The following is a 17,808-nucleotide window of genomic DNA, read 5'->3' as shown; positions in this document are numbered from 1 at the left end:
TCGGCTGTGGCGGGCAGTCTAGGCTATCGGCGCATGGTCGAACAGATGGTCATACTCGCAGGGGGTCTGGGCTCCCGGCTCGGGGCGCTGGTCCGGGACCTGCCGAAGCCCCTGCTGCCGGTTGGCGATTTGCCGTTCATCGAAATCCTGATGGCCTGGGCGGCGGCGCAGGGGGTCACGCGGTTCGTGATTTCCGCCGGGTATCTGGGGGCGGAGGCCGTGGCCCGCTATGACGGTCAACGGTTGTTCGGGGCGGATATTTCAGTCGTGGTGGAGCCCCAACCGGCGGGAACCGGCGGCGCGCTGACCTGGCTCAGGGACCGGCTGAATGACCGTTTCTTTCTGGTCAACGGAGACTCTCTGTTCGATGTGCCTTTGGCCGCGCTCGATCTGCCCGAAGACAGTCTGGGGACGCTGGCCCTGCGCCATCTGGACGATACCGGCCGGGCCGGGGTGGTGGAAACGCAAGGCAGGCGCATCACCGCCTTTAAGGAGCGGGGCGACGCGGGCCAAAGTGGGCAAATCAACGGCGGCGTTTATCTGTTGCGCCGGGCGCTGATCGCCCATTGCGCGGCGGTCTGTTCCCTGGAACGGGAGGTGTTTCCCGTCCTGGCAGCGCGAGGATTGCTGACCGGCCAGACCTTTGACGGCCTGTTCATCGACATCGGTATTCCGCAAGACTACCAACGGGCATCCGAGGTATTGTCGCCGCTGCTGAAACGACTGCAAAAGGGGGAAGGGGCATGAGCCATCGACCGGTAGTGCTGGTGACCGGGGGTAGCCGGGGGATCGGGGCCGCCGTGGTGACCCTGGCGGCACAGCGCGGCTACGATGTGGGCTTCAGCTATCTCAGCCGTCAGGACAAGGCGGAACAGTTGGTGCAGCAGGTGGAGGCCCTGGGGGCGACGGCCTTCGCCCAACGGGCCGACGCCGCCGACGCCGCCGAAACCGAGGCCCTGTTTGCGGCCGTTGACGCCCGTTTCGGACGCCTGGACGCGCTGGTCAACAATGCAGCGATCATCACGCCCCGCGCCGACTTCACCGACATGGATCTGGCGCGCTTCCGGGCGGTGATCGAGACCAATCTGACCGGCACCTTCCATGCCATGCAACTGGCCCTGCGGCGCATGTCCACCCAACGCGGGGGGCGTGGTGGGGCCATCGTCAACATTTCCTCGGAAGCCGGGCGCTTCGGCGGCAACCGGATCAGCGCCTATGCGGCCTCCAAGGCCGGGGTCAATACCCTGACCCTCGGTGCGGCGCGGGAGCTTGTCGAGCACGGGGTTCGGGTCAATGTGGTCAGTCCGGGGGTGATCGAGACCGATCCGCTGATTGATTTGCCTGAGGCCGAGAAGCAGGCGGTGGTGCGTTCCCTGCCCATGGGCCGCATGGGCCATCCCGAGGAGGTGGCGGAAACCGTGCTGTGGCTGCTCTCCGATGCGGCGAGCTATGTGGCCGGGTCGCTGCTCACCGTTTCGGGGGCACGCTGATCATGCAAAGGGTCTTGGTCACCGGCGGTACCGGTTTTATCGGGCGCAATATGGTCGAGCGGCTGGCGGAACGGGATGATGTGCAAATCACCGCGACCCACTTTTCCCGCCCGCCGGTGGATCTGCCCGGAGTGACCTGGCAATGGATCGACCTGACCGAGGGCAAGGCGGTGCGCGACCTGCTCGGGCAAGGCTTTGATGTGGTGATTCATGCCGCTGCGGCGACCTCCGGGGCGGCGGACATTGTCGCCCGACCGCATATCCATATCGCCGACAGCGCGGTGATGACCAGCCATCTGATGGGAGCGGCCCACGAACATAACGTCGGGCGCTTTATTCTGTTCAGTTGCTCCATCATGTACCCGGACAGCTCCCGCCCGCTGACTGAGGACGAGGTGGACCTGGAGGCGATCTTTCCGCCCTATCACGGCGGGGCCTGGAACAAGCTGTATTTTGAAAACATGGCCCGCTTCTATGCCGGGTTGGGACGCAGCCGCTATACGGCGATCCGTCATTCCAATATCTACGGCCCGCACGACAAGTTCGACCTCCAACGCAGCCATGTGTTCGGCGCCAGCCTGACCAAGGTGATGACGGCAACAGACCATGTGACCGTCTGGGGCAGTGGCGAGGAGGGCCGGGACCTGTTGCATGTGGACGATTTGCTGGATTTCGTCGAGGCCGCCCTGGCACAACAGCAAACGCCCTTCGAACTGGTCAATGTGGGGGCCGGGAAAGTGGTGACCATCCGCGAACTGGTGGCCCTGATGGTCCGCCTGTCGGGGCGCGACATTTCCATTGAGCACGATCTGAGCAAGCCGACCCTGCCGATTACCATTCGTCTGGATTGCGGGCGGGCCGAGCGATTGTTCGGCTGGAAACCAAAGATCCCGCTCGAAGACGGCATCCGTCGCACCATGGACTGGTGGCTCAGAGCGCGAGGCGTCTGACCAGTCGTTCGGTCACCGTCCAGGCGGCCAGGAACAACAGCACCCCGTTATTGCGGTAGCCCGTATCCGCCGAGCCCTCGGTGCGGGGCTGGCGGTTGATATAGGCCCCGCGCAGCAGGCAATGCAGGAAATTCATGGTCAGCCGTAGGTCTTGCGTCGGGCCGGGCAGGCCGCTGGTCAGGAACGGCGCTTCCTCCACCGACCAGGCGAAGGGATCGGACACCACCTTGCGGTAATTGGACAGAACTTCCGGTGCCCAGCTATAGGTAATGGTGACCGAATGGGGGGCGGCGCAGACCGAAGGCAGCCATTGGTGAATGAGATAGTTCCCCGCCTCGGCGCTGTCATGGACCAGGGAGTAGAGCAGGCGGCTGATCCCGAAGAACGGATCGTTGTCGGCGATTTTGGTGTCCGGGTCGATGAACAACGGCCCCTGATCGGTCAGCAGGATGTTTTCCGCATGGAAATTCCAATGGCCGAGGCGGGAGATACAGGATGGCCCCCCATCCCAATCGGCGAACACGCTGGAGGCCTCGATGCGGTCCAACAGGTTGGGCAGACTGAGCAGCAACAGGCCGTTGACCTCGATCTCCCGCGCCTTGAGAAAAGCTTCCAACTCCGGCAATTCGTGCAGCCGGGCCAGGGAGTCACGGACCTTTTGCGCCACCCAGCGGCCCGAACGCCCCGCCATGTCCGGGTCGGTCACATGCTCGGCCACATGATCGAGCAGCAGGCCGGGCAGGTCGCTCACCTTGCGCCGGTCGAACCGCTGGCCGCCCTTGATATGGTCGGACAGGGTGCCGCCGGGCAGGTATTCCATGGCATAGCAGGGCTTGCCCGCGAACTGGGAGTCGGTGACCAGACCGGAGCCGATGATGGCCGGGAGGCGCGAGCCGAGCACCCGATAGGATTGGCTGAGGTCGCGCAGGCAGGCCACTTCCCGTTCGATATTAGCTTCCGCACTCTGGGCCACCTTGAACACCACCTCGCGGCCCTGATAGTCGGTGACCAGCACCGTGAACTTGCCGGTCTTGAGGACCCGCAGGGACTTGCTGCGAAAGGAGAACGAGACGGGAGCGGTCATGGCGCGGCAAAGACCTTCACGTCCGGGTCATAAAGCAGGGCGCGGATCGCCTCCATGGTGCTGCGGCAATAGCCCCGGGTGTTATGCACATAGGCCTGGACGATCAATTCGCTGACTTTCGGCGCGCCCCGTTCGCCGAGCCGGAACGGATCATCGCGGAAGGTCAGCAGGGTCGGCTGCGGTAGCACCACCGCCGCCGCCTCGCACATCTCGAAGGCATGACTGCCCAGTGGCAGGTCGGATACCCGCAGAATGCTCGGCAGCCGGTCCGCCGTCTCACGGAACCCGGCGACAATTTCCGCAAAGGCGAGGGGGGCACCGCCGGGGCGGTCGTATTCAAAGAAAAAGCGACTGATTTGATAGCCCGGCGGGGCGATCAAGGTGCGCAGGGAAATGGTGTTGATGTTGGCGCTATCGGGCAGCAGACGGTCCATGGACAGAGCGGCCTGCGAAAAACTGGGCCGGAAATTGTTGCGGGCTTCCTGTTGGCGGGCCGACAGGGCCTTCGTTCCAAGCCGCCCGGTGGGGGTGTCGGGATGCACGATATCCACTTCGCAGGCCCGGAAGTCGAGTTTCTCCAGGCCACATAGACGGGCCGTTTCGAGCAGTGCCCGCCATTGCGCCTGCCAGCCGTTGGTCTGACAGGAGCCGAGGCAGAAGACCCGCCGGTCGTCGGGCCGTTGCGGCTTGACCGGCAGAAAGGTTTCCGGCACCCCGAGCAGGCTGGGATAGAGGCCGGGCAAGGTGATGGATTCGGCCACCCCGATGACCCAATCGGCCACCGACAAATAGCTGTTCATCAGTGCGCTGTCGTTGATATGGCGTTTCGAGGTGGCGATGACGCAAAGATCGAAATGCCCGATCCCCTCGGGCGGCCCGGCGGTGGCATCGCCCCAAATGACCGGAATGGAGCGACCGCGCATGGTCAGGGCATTGGCCTGACGGTCGCTGCCAGTGGCATCGAGCAGGTGCGGCTGGGCCAGCACGACGCGGGCAATCAGGGAATCGAGGGGATGTTGTTCCGGGTATTTGGCGTCGGTCTCGGGCTGATGAGTCAGAATGGCGCCGATCTCGAAGCCGTCTTTTTCCGGCTCCACCATGCCCACCAGCAGCGATCCGATCTCGGCTCCGCATCCGACCAGCAGAATACGTTTCACGGTGGCTCTCCTTTACCTGATCAGCGGATGCAACAGCGACGCGCCCCGGCGTTTGAAGCGGAACGAGAAGCACAGAAATTTTTCCAAGGCCCGGTGGACCATGGGCTGCACGTCCGGTTCGGCGAAGATCAACAAAAAGCCCCCGGCCCCGGCTCCCAGCAGCTTGCCCCCCAGGGCCCCGGCCTTGCGCGCCGTGGCATAGATCTGGTCGATGGCATCGTTGCTGACCACATCGGCGGTTTGCCGTTTGAGTTTCCAGGCATGGTCGAGCAGATGTCCGAATTCGCGGATATCGCCGTCGCCCTGCACGATGTCCAGACCCTGCGGCACCAGGGAGGCCACTTCGCGCATCACCTCGCGGCGGTTGTCCAGGTTGGCGATGACCTGCTTGGCGACGGCGGGGGCGAACCGGCTGATACCCGTATAGACCAGCATCATATGGTCGTTCAGCAGGTCGATCCGGTCGCGGTCCGTATCCACCGGCGTCAGGGTGATGGTGTCGTCGGAAGAGAAGGTGATCTGGTTGAAGCCACCGCAGGCCGCAGCGACCTGATCCTGCGAGCCCACATCCTCCTGCAGGTAATTCTGTTCGAAATCCACCGCCTCATGGGCCAACTCCAGGGCGTTGGTGGATTGTCCCTTCAGGGCCTTGAGGGCCTTCAACATACCGACGGAAAAGGCCGAGCTGGAGCCCATCCCGGCGCGCGCCGGCAGGTCGGCCTGATGATGGATCTCCAGCCCGACGGAATCGTCGTAGCCAAGAAAGTTCAAGGCCTTGCGCACGACCGGATGTTTGATGTCTTCGATGGAATCGATGTTCTCCACCTGCGACCAGACGACCCGGTGACGTTCCTTGAAAAACGGCGGCAGAAAGCGGCAGGAGATGTAGCAGTATTTGTCGATGGTCGTCGACAGGACGGCCCCGCCTTCCTTGCGGTACCAGGCCGGATAATCCGTGCCGCCGCCGAAAAAGGAAATGCGAAAGGGAACCTGGACCAGAAAGAAGCTCACTGTTTTGCTCTTTTTCTTGTTGTCATCAATGGGTCAGCCTTGCAAGCGGTGACGATGGTATTCCAGCAGCGAAGCCAGACAGTCACGGGCCGAAATGGTGAGTTTCCAGCCGGTCGCCGCCTTGAACTTGGAAATGTCGGGAATCTGTAGGGTCACGTCCGAAGGCCGCAAGCGGGTTGGATCAATCTCATGGCGGATCTCGCAACGGGCCAGGGATTTGAAGTAGTCCAGCACCTCGCCGACGGTCATGGTCTCCTCGCCGCCGATATTGTAGGCCTCGCCGGGGGTGCCATGCTCCAGCAACAGCCAGTAGGCGCGCACCGCGTCGCGCACGTCTGCGATGGTTCGCACGCTGTCCAGATTGCCGACCCGCACCGGGTTGTCCTGCAATCCGGCCTCGATGCGCGCCACTTGCAGGGCAAAGGTGCTCTCCATGAACACGTCGCCGCGCCGGGGGCCGGTATGGGTGAACATGCGGGTGCGCAGGGTCTTCATGCCATAGGACATGAAATATTGCTGGCCCAGCATATCCTCGCCGACCTTGGAGACCGCATAGGGACTGGCCGGGCGCAGGGGATTGGTTTCGCGGATGGGCAGTTCGTCCTCGCGCACCTGGCCGTAAACTTCGGACGAGGAACAAATATGAATGCGCGGGTCGAGGCCGGTGATGCGGATGGATTCCAGCAGGTTCACCGTGCCGATGACGTTGGTTTCCAAGGTGTCTGCCGGGGCGGTGAAACTGACCGGCACATAGGACTGCGCCCCCAGGTGAAACACCCGGTCGGGCTTCACCGCCTGCATGATGCGGATCAGGCTGCCCAGATCGCGCAGGTCGCCTTCGTGCAGGGTCAGCCGGTCCAGGCAATGGGCGATATTGTCGCGGGGGCTGCGCCACCGCAGCAGACCATGAATTTCCACATCGGGATGGTGGCTCAGGACGTAATCGGCGAGGTGACTGCCGACCATGCCGGTGATTCCGGTAATCAAAATGCGCATGAACGTCCTCAAATTCCTCTTTGAATCGACGATATGGCAAAGCCCCATCCAGGCCAAGAACAAACTCTAGGCCCGGCGGACGAAATCCCGGTTGGTCAGGTCGTCGTGATAATAGAAATCAAACACCCGGCAGATCAGGTTGGTGAACTGTTTACCCAATTCCGTCACCTCCAGTCCGTCGGCGCTGATCTCCACCAGCCCGTCGGCGGCGAAGGCTTGCAGGCGCTCCAGTTCGGGGGCGAAGGTGGTTTTGAAATGAATCCCGCGTCGGGCCTCCACATCGGCAAAACGCAGGCCGAAATAGCTACGCAGGGTCTGGATCACGTCGCGCCGCAGGATATCGTCGTCGGTCAGCTTGATGCCGCGATAGACCGGCAACTGTCCAGCTGAGACGGCCTCGCGGTAGGCCGGGATTTCGTAGAGGTTCTGCACATAATAGCGTTCACCGAGACGGCTGTAGCTATGCACCCCGAGCCCCAGCAGATCGACGCAGCGCCCGGGGGTGTAGCCAAACGAGTTCCAGGCCATGCGGCCCTCGGCCTGGGCCTGGGCGACGGCGTCCTCGGGCTTGCCGAAATGGTCATAGCCGAGCCGCAGGTATCCGGCATCGAGCAAGACCTCCATCCCGGCGACAAAGATTTCCTTGCGGCTGTTGAAATCGGGAATTACCTCGGCGGGCATCATGGCCTGATGCTTGGCCTTGTCGGGGACGTAATGCATGTAGTTGAAGCATACCCGGTCGGGGCCGATTTCGGCCACTCGGGCCATGGTCTGGCGCAGGGTCTCCGGGGTCTGATAGGGCAGGCCGCACAGGATGTCGAAGTTGACGCTGGTGAAGCGGGCGCGGACCTCGGGCGGCAAGAGGCGGGCGACCATTTCCGCCGGTTGCGGCCGGTTGACGGCCTCTTGCACCTGCGGGTCGAAATCCTGAATGCCAAACGAGATGCGCGAGATCCCTTGATCCGCATAGAAATGCATCCGGTCCACATCCACATGCCGGGGGTCGATTTCCATGGCGAATTCGTCGAGCGCCGACAGATCCCAGACGGTGCGCAATTCATCGAGCAGGCCCTGGAAATCCTCGGCGCTCAGATAGGTCGGCGAGCCGCCGCCCAGATGCAATTCACGGACGTTCGGGGTCCAGCCCTCGGCAGCGAAAAAGTCCCGCAGCAGGCCGATTTCTTTTTTCAGGTAAATCAGATAGTCGGGAATGCGCTCGTACTTCTTGGACACCACCACATGGCAGGTGCAAAACCAGCAGAGCTGTTCGCAGTGGGGGGTATGTACATAAAGCAGCACGGGCGCGTCGGGGGTGGTCGCCTTGAGATGGCGCAGCGCCTCCTTTAAGCCCTCGGCTCCAAAGTCGCTGCGCCATTGGCTCTTGTGCGGATACTCGGTGTACATGAAGCCGGTGGCGCCGTACTTCTCGATCAATGCCACATCCACCGGCTTGAAACGGTCCGCCGCTTTCATGTCCAAGCTCCCTTTAACGCCTTGATAGGCTTTGTTCCGTTATTGTGGTGGGAGAGGTGGTGATAGTCAAATGCCACACTGTTACTTGCCAAGTAAAAACTACTCAACGAGGTATGCCGATGAAAACGCCGCCATCGAACGAACATTTCCTCAAGCTGGCCTGGGGCTATTTGGCCAATGGCAATCTCGACAAGGCGCTTGAAAATTGCCTGAATGTGATCAGTCGCGATCCGTCTGATCCGTCGGTGGCGGCGATCATGAATGCCATCGGAACCGCCCAGATGGGGCAATTGCTGACTAAGCGTCTGGCTGACGTTGAAGAAGGTCTGCGCCAGACAATGCGGGCAGCGTTCCTCGCACATCCCTCTACAGGTCCGCTTGATGGGCTGTTGCTCGACCATCACCTTCGATTGGATCAGGGGCATTTCGCGGTCAGCTATCCACACTGGCGGCTGGTGCGACTTCGCAAGATGTTCGAAATATTGGGCCACGACTTCGCCGGTATGCGGGTGCTGGATTTGGGGGCTGGTTTGGGCGACATGGGAGCCGTGCTGGCCGGATTGGGAGCCGAGGTTGTGGCCGCTGAGGGGCGGGCGATAAACCGGGCCTATGCCGCAATGCGCTACCGAGATTTGCCAGGATATTCCGTCGTGGCGTTCGACGGAGAGAAAGATTTCACAGCTCTCGGTAGGTTCGACTTGATCCTTAATTTCGGCTTTCTTGAAGTTATTAGAAACATCGGTAATGTCATCGACTGTTGTGGCAAAATGGCTGACCGGGTGCTGGTCGATACCTTGGTCTGTGATTCTAGTAATGCGGAAGAGGTGAAGTCCTATGCCTATGAAACCGCTTTCGACGATCATCCCTTGTGGGGCAACATATGCTCGCGCCCTTCCCCTGCGTATGTGGAGCGGCACTTTGGGGAGCTTGGATTCAAAGCGGAACGTCATTTCACCAAGGACCTTGAAACAGACTATTATATTTACGACTGGATACCTACCAACAGCCTGAATCTTGAATTAAACGGCAAGTTTCTCCGCCGATTCTGGTTGATGACCCGCCCCTGACCCTTACAACGTGCGCAGGCCAGCCTGTCCGAGCCGGGTTTGCAGTTCCAGGTAATTGGCAATGATCCGCTCGCCCGATTGGCCGGGACCCCATTGGGTGTCCTTGGCGTAGCGGAAATTCAGCTCAGGTAATTCGGCGTCGTAACGCCCGTACATGTGCTGGGTCTTGCTCATGTCCGGGTCGATCCATTCAATGCCGAACTTGCCGGGATCGTTGTAGATGTCGGTGCCCGGGCGCGGCGTGAAGATCGACAGATAGACCAGATCCGGTTCCGTCTCCTGGATGAAGTCCCAGGTTTTCTTGACCACGTCCGGCGGCTCGCCGGGAAGGCCGATGATCAGATAGACGCGCACCTCAATCCCGGCTTCCTTGAGCAGCCGGATGGTGGCGCGGGTCTGGTCCAGATTAATGCCCTTGTTGACCGCATCGAGAGAGGCCTGGGTCACGCTCTCGACGCCAAGACCCATGGTGACGCAGCCGGACTCGCGGGTCAGCTTGGCGATTTCCGGGGTCATGAAGTCGACCCGGCACTGACCGCGCCAAACGATGCCGGTGCGGCCAAAGGCTTCCAGGTGGGGAATGGCCCGCTTGGGGGTCAGCGGAATGGCGATTTCATCGGCCAGGGACAGGCCTTGGACGCCGAATTCCTTTTGCAGATAGGTGATTTCCGCCTCGATCAGTTCCGGCGTGCGGTAGCGGGTCGAGGGGCTGTAAAGTTTGATCGACGGCATGGCGCAGAACTGGCACTTGTAGGGACAGCCGCGCGAGAACACCACCGTGGTGCCGAGCAGTTTTTCCATCCCCGGGGTGCGCTTGAGGGTCATCAACCCGGGCCGCGCCACGGTGCTCTTGGGCAGGAAGTGACGGCGCGGCACCGGATAGAGATTGATATCGGTGGAGCCCTTCTTTTCGTACGTCCGTTCCACCTTGCCCGCCTCAAAATCGCGGATGGCCTGGATCAGCATATCCTCGCCCTCGCCGAGGAAGATGGTATCGAACAGACCGAGACAGGCTTTTTGATCAAAATGCACATTGGGGCCACCGGCCCAATGGGGGGCCTTGGGGTAGATGCGGCGCAGATTGCCCAACAGTTCCACATGCTCGTCCCAATCCAGGGAATAGATCGAATGCAGAAACAGGTCGCATTCGGGCACATGGTAGTGGGAAAAGCGCAGCTCCACGCCGCGCAGGTCGATCAGCTCGAATTCATGCTGCCCGTCGAACAGGTCTTCGAGAATGGTCAGCAGGTGAAAATGGGTGTGCGGATCGCCCCGGAACGGGTCGTGCAGGTAATAACTGCTGGGAAAGATAAAGCCGATCTTCACACCGTTTCTCCATTCACTCAGGATAATTGATAGGGCGAGTAACCTTCCTGCTCCATCGGCGGCTGATTCAGTTGCAGGGATAACTTGTGCCAACGGGCGAGGGTGCGATGCCGAATGCGGTTTTCCGTGAACTCAGGCGGATAAATTTCATCCAGACCGGCCGCCGTTTCATTGAGCGGGAAATAGGGAAAGCCGCAGTTCAGGCCGTGATTGACCGGCCGGGGATCAGTGGCCATGGCCGGGGTGATCAGAACTTCCACCACCGGACGCGGCGAGCGAAGCGGCACCACGGCCTGATGGTAGACGACGGCCGGCTCAAAAAGCGCCCAGGTACCCGCCGGGCCGGTAACCTTGAATTCCCGCCCGCCCCGGGTGCGGAAGCCGGTGGTCCCGGTTTCTTCCGAAACATCGTCGAGATAAAAGAAGATCTTTTTCATGCACAGCGGGCAGCCGTCCAGGTGCCAGACGGCGGCGGACAGTTCTTCCCGGTTCACCTCGGGGCCGAAATTGCGATAGGCATGGGCCCAGATCTGCGGCACATGGAACCGATGCCCCATGGCCGCTTCCAGCATCGGAATATGCGGCGTGAGGATGTCGGTCACCACATCGCACAGGTCGTCGCTGACCCGGCGCATGATGCTCGAACGATTGCGCATGGCCGACTGGTCGGGATAGGGATCGAAGGAATAGAGAAAATCCGTGTTGTCCACATCGACCGCTTCGGCGGGACAGGCCTCGAAGGCGGTCCGCAGGCGCTGCAACTGGTCCGCCGGGAGCACCCCACAGGGCAGCACGCCATCCTCATAGACGGCACCCTTGGTTTTCTGGCCCGTTTGCGCGGCATAACCCTGCATGGCCGCCAATTGGAACAGGTCCCAGGCGGTGTGACTCAGCGCCTCCGCCGCCTTGCGGGCGGCCCAGAAGGCCTGGCTCTTGTTGGTCTTGGACGGCGTTCTGACCATCCATTCCCAGGAAAGCAATTGGCGCGAGGCCGGATCACTTGATTTCCCGCGGGAATTCACTTCCGTCATATCATGCCCCTTCGATCTGCCTGTGACGTTCTATCGCACGCGGATGGGGTTGTTGTTCTTTTTCCACATGGCGATTGCGGTTTGTCATGTCAATACGTGATTTCATGTCACATCTGGAATGTCCAGGCTTTGTGGAGCCAGGCCATCCAATCTGCGCTGATGGATGGCCTCCAGCCCTGCCTCAATCCGCCGGACCAGGAGCGGCGCATTGAAGACGCCCCAATCGTGCCGTGTCGCCACCAGACGCTTCCGGTAGTCGGCGAGCCGCGCCCGGTCGTTGGCCAGGGCGATGGCGGTCCGTTTGTAATCCTCAATGTTGTAGGTCACCAGTTCCGGGAAGCCGCAGGCGGTGAGCAGATTGGACATCATGCGCGCCATCTGTGCGCCGTTGTTGAGGGTGATCAGCGGTACCCCGCACCACAGGCATTCGATGCCCGACGCGCTGGAGGTAAAGGGAAAGGAATCGAGGATCAGATGGGCCTTGGAAAGGTCGGCCATGTAATCCGACCAACTGTCCGACCACCCGCTGTCAACGACCCGCTGGAACAACCCCCGGGCCTTGCCGATGTCCGCCACGTCATCGGTCACCGAACGCACATGCAGGACGGCGCCTGGGGTCGCTTCGAGAATATCGAACCAGGCAGAAATGGAGTCCGGGTTGAGCTTGTTCCCCTGGTGCGGAGCCGACAAACGGATCGGTCCGCTGGGCAATTCGTCATTTGGAATATATCGCTCGAATTGATCGATGGACCAAGGCGCGATACAGGGCGAGGGCAGCCAGGCCAGATGTTCCCGATCCGTGACCCGTTCGGGATTGAGGATGCGGTCGCTGAACTGGTAGTCGTGAAATGGCGAATAGATGGGCCGACCATAGGAATGCAGCAGAATTTGCAGCGGGGCCGGGCGGCGCGCCACCGGGCCGGGGCGGCTGGTCGGATGGTAGCCGTTGAGATCAACCAGGATATCAAGATCGTCGGTCTTCATGATGGACGCGATTTCATCATCGTCGAGCAAACAGCAATCGCGCACAGTGACGCCCATGGCCCGCATTTCACGGACCAGCCGTCGGGCGGGTAAATTGGTGAAATAAATCACCACATCGAATTTTTCCTTTCGATGGAGCAGGAACAGATTGCGGTAGCTGCGCCAGATGATGAAGTCGGGCGCGAAATCCACGCTCAGATAACCGACCCGAATTCGCTCCTCACGCGGCGGCAACGATGGAAAGGCAGGGGGCTCGCAGGGAGGGGCTGCCTGGGCGTCGGCCAGAAAGGCATCGGACAACCGCCTGGCCACCTTGCCGTAATAGGCGTCGTCCATGGAATTATAGGTCAGGTCGGTGATCAGTTGCTGGTGATCGAGGGGAAATTGCAGGCAATTCCACAAGGTCTCGAAGTCCGGGGAGTCCTCATACAGGGCGAGCCGGGATTGCAACCGGTCACACAAGTCGGCAAGGGTTTCGAGCCCCAAGTTCCGGGCCGGTTCGATCAGCCGCTTGTTGATCTCAAACAGCCGCATGATCTCTTTTTCCATGCCGTAGCCCATTTGGCCGCAGCGATCCAGCCAGTGCAGACCGGCCTCGATTTCATGGTCGGTGAAGATCAGGTCGTAGCCCTTGTCCCACAATTGCCAGCCGATGACGTCGCGGATTCGGCCTTGCAGGTCCCGTGCATCTTGCTGGTCATGGAGGCTGGCGGATGAGCGCGTCTCGATGAATCGGGTCACTTCTTCGAGGGCGCGCTCTGCCATGCCGGACTTCATCAGCACCTTGAGCCGCACTTGCAGGGCGTCCCACCAGTCGGGTCGTCGCGCCAGCAGGCCGGTGACGATGCGGATGGCCTGATCACCCTTGTCGAGGGCCAGTTGGACCTTGGCGATGGACAGCCATTGTTCCAGGTCGTCGGGGGCCAGACTCTCGCGGGCCTTCAGCACACGGGCGAAAAATCCCGAGGCTTCGGGCAGTTTGTTCCCGGCTTGCAGCAACAATCCGGCGCGGACCAGCGGTTCCAGCCAGTCCGGTCGGGCCTGAGCGGCGCGCAAGTAACATTGCAGCGCTTCCCTGGCCTGCCCCTGGCGTTGCCGGTCTTCGGCTTCGGCGAACAGGCTTTCCGCTGGCGAGGAGGTGTCGCTGCTCATTGTCGATCCCATGTTGCCGTGACGATGCGGGTTTCGGGGAGGTCCAGATCGGCCAGTCCCCAGCCCTCGCCGTTGAAATCCCGGTGAAGCCGTTGGCCCAGGCCAAGCTCCGCCATGAGGGCCTTGTAATGGGGCCAGAGTTGATCAACGGTCTTACCGGTGTCGCCGACCAACCGTCCGGAATCCCGTAGCTCGGCAAAGCCACCGGGATGGTCGATGTGATAGATGACGCTGGTATGCAGGACGATTTCTTCGAACCCGGCCCCAAAGGCCCCGTATTCAAGCAGCGAGTCCGTATGCAGCAGATGCGGGTCGTCCTCCCGATAGCCGCACAGGGCGTCCCAGCCGTCGCGCGACAGCAACTGAAAATCACCGCAGGCGTTGGTGAACAGGTGGGGCAGGTCGGGGTGCACCCGCTCCCCCTCGTTGGGATAGGCGCGGATCTGGCGGGCCGGGGCCTGGGCCAGCATGTCCGTTGGGCTGGCGCAGTCGAGCAGGCTTTCGTCCACGTCGTAACGGGTCACGCGATAGAGCTTGTCGGACTGCGCCCTGCGAGCGGCGAAAAAAGACATGAGACGGTCGGGGAACAGCACATCCATGCTGGTGACGAAGGCGAAGTCGCCCCGGCTGCGACGGAGGGCAGCGTTGCGGGCATGGCTGCCCATCACCGCACGGTCCAGGGAACCGGCCCGTTGTCGGTGCAATTCAGGGGACACAGTGATTACCCGAATGGTGGTCTGTCCGGGCACCGTCGGCCATTCCAGGGCTTCGGCCAGGGGGCGGCGATCCTCAGGGGTATTCCAATCGACGAGGATGAATTCACTCGGAATGCGGAACTTTTCCAACTGCTGGAACAACGCCCCGAAGACCCGGTTCATGCGCCGGATCGGGTCCCCCGCATGGTCGTCATTGCGCGAGGTGGTGACGATGCTAAGATAGGGTGTCGCGTCCATGCCACCTAGCTTTGGGAGGTTACGAAGGCCTTGATCGTCTCGGCAACATAGTCGCGGGCCGCGTCGTCGATGCCTTGATGATTGCCGACGGAAAACCCGTGGCTCATGATCGTATCGGCCTCGGTCAGCGGTCCGGCGATGCGGTGCTCAAACAATTTCATGCCCGGCTGGGCGGCGATATTGCCGGCGATCAATGGACGGGTCTCGATACCCTGGGCGTTGAGATGACGGCAGATGGCCGCCCGGTCGAAGGGCGCGCCCGGTTGAACGATGAGCGGAAAACCGAACCAGGAATGGCGGCCCTTGGGGGTTTCTTGCTGCTGGCGCAAGTGGTTGCTCACGGCTTCCAGATCCGCACCAAGCCGCGCCGCGTTATGCCGCCGGATATCGACGAAGCCTTCCAGCTTGTCCAACTGCACCAACCCCATGGCGGCTTGCGGTTCGGTGACTCGCAGATTGTACCCGGCGTTGACGAACAGGAACTTGGGGTCGATGTCCGGGTGGGCGGCGGTATGGGGCGTGGGGTCGTCCAATTCCCGGATCCAGCCATGGGCCCGCAGCACGCGCATCAATTCCGCATCGTCTTGCGCGCCGGTGACGCAGATGCCGCCTTCCAAGGTGGTGATATGGTGCGAGAAATAGAAACTGTAGGTGCCGACGCGCCCAAACGAACCCACGTAGTTTCCGTCGTAACGTGCGCCCAGGGCTTCGCAGCAGTCCTCGATCAAGATCAGGTCATGGCGGGCGCAGATGTCCGTCAGGGCGTCCATGTGGCAGGGGTTGCCATAGACATGCACCGGCATGAGGGCGCGGGTCTTGGGACCGATGGCCCGTTCCGCCGCCGCCGGGTCGATGTTCAGGGTTTGGGGGTCGATATCGACGATCACCGGCACCAGCCCGCATTGCACCAACGGCCAGATGGTGGTCGACCAGGACAGGGCCGAGACGATGACTTCGCTGCCCGGTTCCAGCCGGTCGCGGGCCGCCGGATTGGTCAGCGCCGCAATGGCCAGCAGATTGGCCGAGGAGCCGGAATTGACCATCACCCCGGCCCCGAAGTGGTGATGCGCGGCAAAGGCTTTCTCAAATGCCCGGACCTTGGTCCCGGCGGTGACCCGGGTGGTCAGCAAAGGCTCGACGGCGGCGACAATTTCCGCCGCACCGAAGGCCGGATCATGCAGCCGCACGGCGGGATGGGCCGGGTCGAAGGCAAAATCGTGGCGGGCCTCGCAATAGGCGGCGATGCTCTGCGCCACCGCTTGCAACAAGGGGTCGTCGGCGGTCATGGGGTCGGGTGATCCTTGCGCGGATGCTGCCAGGGATCGGCGCGCATGGCCAGGGCCTCGGCGACAATGCGGGCAGCGTCGGGAGTGCCGTTCTCCAGCCGTCGGGCCACCCCGGGGGAGCGGTCAACCATGCCGACGGCGCGCACCGGACGCCCGGAGGCAATCATCAGGTCATAAGCGATGGATTGGGCGGCCCCGGCGATTTCATAAGCGGAATCAATGATCAAGCCGCAGGCACCGTCGCGCAGCGGGGCCAGAATCCGTTCGGTCAGATCAAACGGCTTGATCCACAGCAAATTGATCAGCGACACCCGGACGCCCTCGGCGCGCAAGGCGGCGACGGCTTCGATGGCGGCGAAGCGGCCCGCCGACAGGGCGTAAATCACCACCTCGGCATTGTCCTCGATCAGGTCCGGCAGGTCCTCGGTGTTCTTGTAGGAGCGCCGGTGCTCGCTGACCAGCATGGGGTCGTCATGATCGAGAAAGTGCTGCCAAATGGTTTTATATTCGTTGGGGGTCATGGGGGCGACCACGGCGATGCCCGGCATGTGCATGAACAGGCTGTGGTAACAGTTGGTATGCACCGGCCCGGAGGCATCGCCTTCCGAGGCAATGGCGCGGACGAACACCGGCGCCGGATAGCCGAACATTTCCTTCGACTTGGCGGCGTAATTGACGATGGGGCTGCAATTCAGCCACAGGAAACTCTGAAACCGGATGACGAAAATCGGTCGCGGCCCGATGATCGCCGCCCCGACGGCGAACCCGGCACCGGCGATGTCGGTCATGGGCAATTCCACCATGCCCTTTTCCTGTGCCGGAATGGTGTTCTGCACCCAGCCGACGGCGGTCAGGCATTGCCCGATGACGATGCCGTCGCGCTGCTCGATATGTTCCCGGGTCAGTTCCCGGATTGTGTCCGCAACCGTTGCTGCCATAGTTCCCTTACGGACTCCCTGGTTTCGGTTTCAATGCGCCGGGCGTCGTCGCCCAGGCCGAGGTCGTCGAGTTTGTCGCGGACCCGTTGGAAGCGGTCCCATTCCATGGCCCCGTCACAGCCGGTGCCCACATGCCAAAGCTCGCGACAGACGCGGATATTGATCAACGCGGGCAGTCCGGCGTCCTTGAACTCTCGCACCCAATGATCAATCAACCACGGATCGTCGGTGATATCGACCGCATGGATGCCAAAGGATTCCGCCACCTCGGTGACATTCCAGGTGCGCCGGTCCCGGGTCGGGGTGAGCACCGAAAGATCATTGTCCTCGACGATGAACAGCAGCGGCAATTTGCGGCTGCCGACGAAGCTGAAACTGCCCAGCACGTAGTCTTCTTCCGCTGCGCCGTCGCCCAAGAAGCAGACCACCGGGCGGCCCTTGGATTGCAGAGCCACCCCGGCCGCCACCGGCACCTGATCGCCAACCAGACCGTTATGACCGATGATGCCCTGGGCGAAATCCTGCAATGGCGGCGAACCGCCCATGCCCCGGTTGGCGCCGCTGTCCAGGCCGAGCAGTTCGTCGATGAGACGGGGATGATCGCCGCCGAACGACAGATAGACCCCGTGACAGCGATGCTGCGCCAGTACCCAAGACCCGGCCATGGACATGGAAACGGCGGCGGCGGGGGTTTCCTGTCCGGCGGACAGGTAGATCAGGCAGTCGACATGCCCGTTCTGTTGGGCGGCGCGGGCCTCATATTCGTTGCTGCGGATCAAGCACATGCGCCGGAACATTTCCAGCGAGTCCGCTTTCGGGCAAGCCTCCGCCAGACCTTCGATCATGCCGAAATGGGGCGATCGACGCAGCGCGCCCTCGGGGTCCTGGGACAATGAAGGATGCTCCCTAT

At 61.8% G+C, this 17,808-nt stretch carries 16 protein-coding genes; 4 read left to right on the top strand and 12 right to left on the bottom strand.

All coding sequences use genetic code 11. The annotated features are described in order from the left end of the window. Positions 1–6 precede the first annotated feature (6 nt). The 3 genes from ACYQ1P_RS17330 to ACYQ1P_RS17320 are packed head-to-tail and all read left to right on the top strand — an operon-like array spanning position 7 to position 2,440. Positions 7–747, top strand: coding sequence for a sugar phosphate nucleotidyltransferase (locus ACYQ1P_RS17330; protein WP_460021595.1), 741 nt, complete (start codon positions 7–9; stop codon positions 745–747). Then, the gene (locus ACYQ1P_RS17325; RefSeq protein WP_460021594.1) at positions 744–1,490 is read left to right on the top strand and encodes an SDR family NAD(P)-dependent oxidoreductase; all 747 of its coding nucleotides are present in this window, start codon (positions 744–746) and stop codon (positions 1,488–1,490) included. The genes ACYQ1P_RS17330 and ACYQ1P_RS17325 overlap by 4 nt, the downstream gene beginning before the upstream one ends. A gap of 2 nt (positions 1,491–1,492) precedes the next feature. After that, positions 1,493–2,440 (top strand): NAD-dependent epimerase/dehydratase family protein, encoded by a 948-nt coding sequence (locus ACYQ1P_RS17320; protein WP_460021593.1) that lies wholly within the window; start codon positions 1,493–1,495, stop codon positions 2,438–2,440. Here the strand turns inward: ACYQ1P_RS17320 and ACYQ1P_RS17315 are convergent. The 5 genes from ACYQ1P_RS17315 to hemN all read right to left on the bottom strand — a co-directional run bounded on the left by ACYQ1P_RS17315 (position 2,421) and on the right by hemN (position 8,161). Next, a complete protein-coding gene (locus ACYQ1P_RS17315; RefSeq protein ID WP_460021592.1) occupies positions 2,421–3,524 on the bottom strand; it encodes a phosphotransferase in 1,104 nt (367 codons plus the stop codon). The two genes, ACYQ1P_RS17320 and ACYQ1P_RS17315, sit on opposite strands and share 20 nt — an antisense overlap. Then, positions 3,521–4,681 (bottom strand): hypothetical protein, encoded by a 1,161-nt coding sequence (locus tag ACYQ1P_RS17310; RefSeq protein ID WP_460021591.1) that lies wholly within the window; start codon positions 4,679–4,681, stop codon positions 3,521–3,523. The genes ACYQ1P_RS17315 and ACYQ1P_RS17310 overlap by 4 nt, the downstream gene beginning before the upstream one ends. A gap of 12 nt (positions 4,682–4,693) precedes the next feature. After that, positions 4,694–5,692 (bottom strand): GHMP family kinase ATP-binding protein, encoded by a 999-nt coding sequence (locus tag ACYQ1P_RS17305; RefSeq protein WP_460021590.1) that lies wholly within the window; start codon positions 5,690–5,692, stop codon positions 4,694–4,696. Between the two features lie 33 nt (positions 5,693–5,725). Beyond that, the gene (locus ACYQ1P_RS17300) at positions 5,726–6,688 is read right to left on the bottom strand and encodes a GDP-mannose 4,6-dehydratase (protein WP_460021589.1); all 963 of its coding nucleotides are present in this window, start codon (positions 6,686–6,688) and stop codon (positions 5,726–5,728) included. A gap of 66 nt (positions 6,689–6,754) precedes the next feature. Continuing rightward, the gene (hemN, locus tag ACYQ1P_RS17295; RefSeq protein WP_460021588.1) at positions 6,755–8,161 is read right to left on the bottom strand and encodes an oxygen-independent coproporphyrinogen III oxidase; all 1,407 of its coding nucleotides are present in this window, start codon (positions 8,159–8,161) and stop codon (positions 6,755–6,757) included. A 119-nt stretch (positions 8,162–8,280) separates the two neighbouring features. On the opposite strand from hemN, the gene ACYQ1P_RS17290 reads away from it, so the two are divergent. Beyond that, positions 8,281–9,228, top strand: a complete 948-nt coding sequence (locus tag ACYQ1P_RS17290; RefSeq protein ID WP_460021587.1) for a class I SAM-dependent methyltransferase — start codon at positions 8,281–8,283, stop codon at positions 9,226–9,228. Between the two features lie 3 nt (positions 9,229–9,231). On the opposite strand, the gene ACYQ1P_RS17285 is transcribed toward ACYQ1P_RS17290, so the two are convergent. From ACYQ1P_RS17285 to ACYQ1P_RS17255, 7 genes are all read right to left on the bottom strand, one after another. Beyond that, positions 9,232–10,554: a B12-binding domain-containing radical SAM protein gene (locus tag ACYQ1P_RS17285; RefSeq protein WP_460021586.1), complete on the bottom strand. Its 1,323-nt coding sequence runs from the start codon at positions 10,552–10,554 to the stop codon at positions 9,232–9,234. Positions 10,555–10,571: 17 nt separating this feature from the next. Further along, positions 10,572–11,516 (bottom strand): hypothetical protein, encoded by a 945-nt coding sequence (locus ACYQ1P_RS17280; protein WP_460021585.1) that lies wholly within the window; start codon positions 11,514–11,516, stop codon positions 10,572–10,574. A gap of 171 nt (positions 11,517–11,687) precedes the next feature. Then, positions 11,688–13,721: an O-linked N-acetylglucosamine transferase family protein gene (locus ACYQ1P_RS17275; protein WP_460021584.1), complete on the bottom strand. Its 2,034-nt coding sequence runs from the start codon at positions 13,719–13,721 to the stop codon at positions 11,688–11,690. Further along, positions 13,718–14,674 carry a hypothetical protein gene (locus ACYQ1P_RS17270; RefSeq protein ID WP_460021583.1) on the bottom strand — a complete coding sequence of 319 codons (957 nt, stop codon included), beginning with the start codon at positions 14,672–14,674 and terminating at the stop codon, positions 13,718–13,720. Before ACYQ1P_RS17270 ends, ACYQ1P_RS17275 begins: the two co-directional genes overlap by 4 nt. A 5-nt stretch (positions 14,675–14,679) precedes the next feature. Further along, positions 14,680–15,960: a DegT/DnrJ/EryC1/StrS family aminotransferase gene (locus ACYQ1P_RS17265; protein ID WP_460021582.1), complete on the bottom strand. Its 1,281-nt coding sequence runs from the start codon at positions 15,958–15,960 to the stop codon at positions 14,680–14,682. Beyond that, positions 15,957–16,898, bottom strand: a complete 942-nt coding sequence (locus ACYQ1P_RS17260; protein WP_460021581.1) for a transketolase C-terminal domain-containing protein — start codon at positions 16,896–16,898, stop codon at positions 15,957–15,959. Before ACYQ1P_RS17260 ends, ACYQ1P_RS17265 begins: the two co-directional genes overlap by 4 nt. Continuing rightward, positions 16,862–17,791, bottom strand: coding sequence for a thiamine pyrophosphate-dependent enzyme (locus ACYQ1P_RS17255; RefSeq protein WP_460021580.1), 930 nt, complete (start codon positions 17,789–17,791; stop codon positions 16,862–16,864). The genes ACYQ1P_RS17260 and ACYQ1P_RS17255 overlap by 37 nt, the downstream gene beginning before the upstream one ends. Positions 17,792–17,808 lie beyond the last annotated feature (17 nt).

The organism is Magnetospira thiophila (assembly GCF_054657015.1).
Note: the sequence above shows the minus strand (reverse complement) of the source record. Positions and strands in the feature narration are given on the sequence as shown.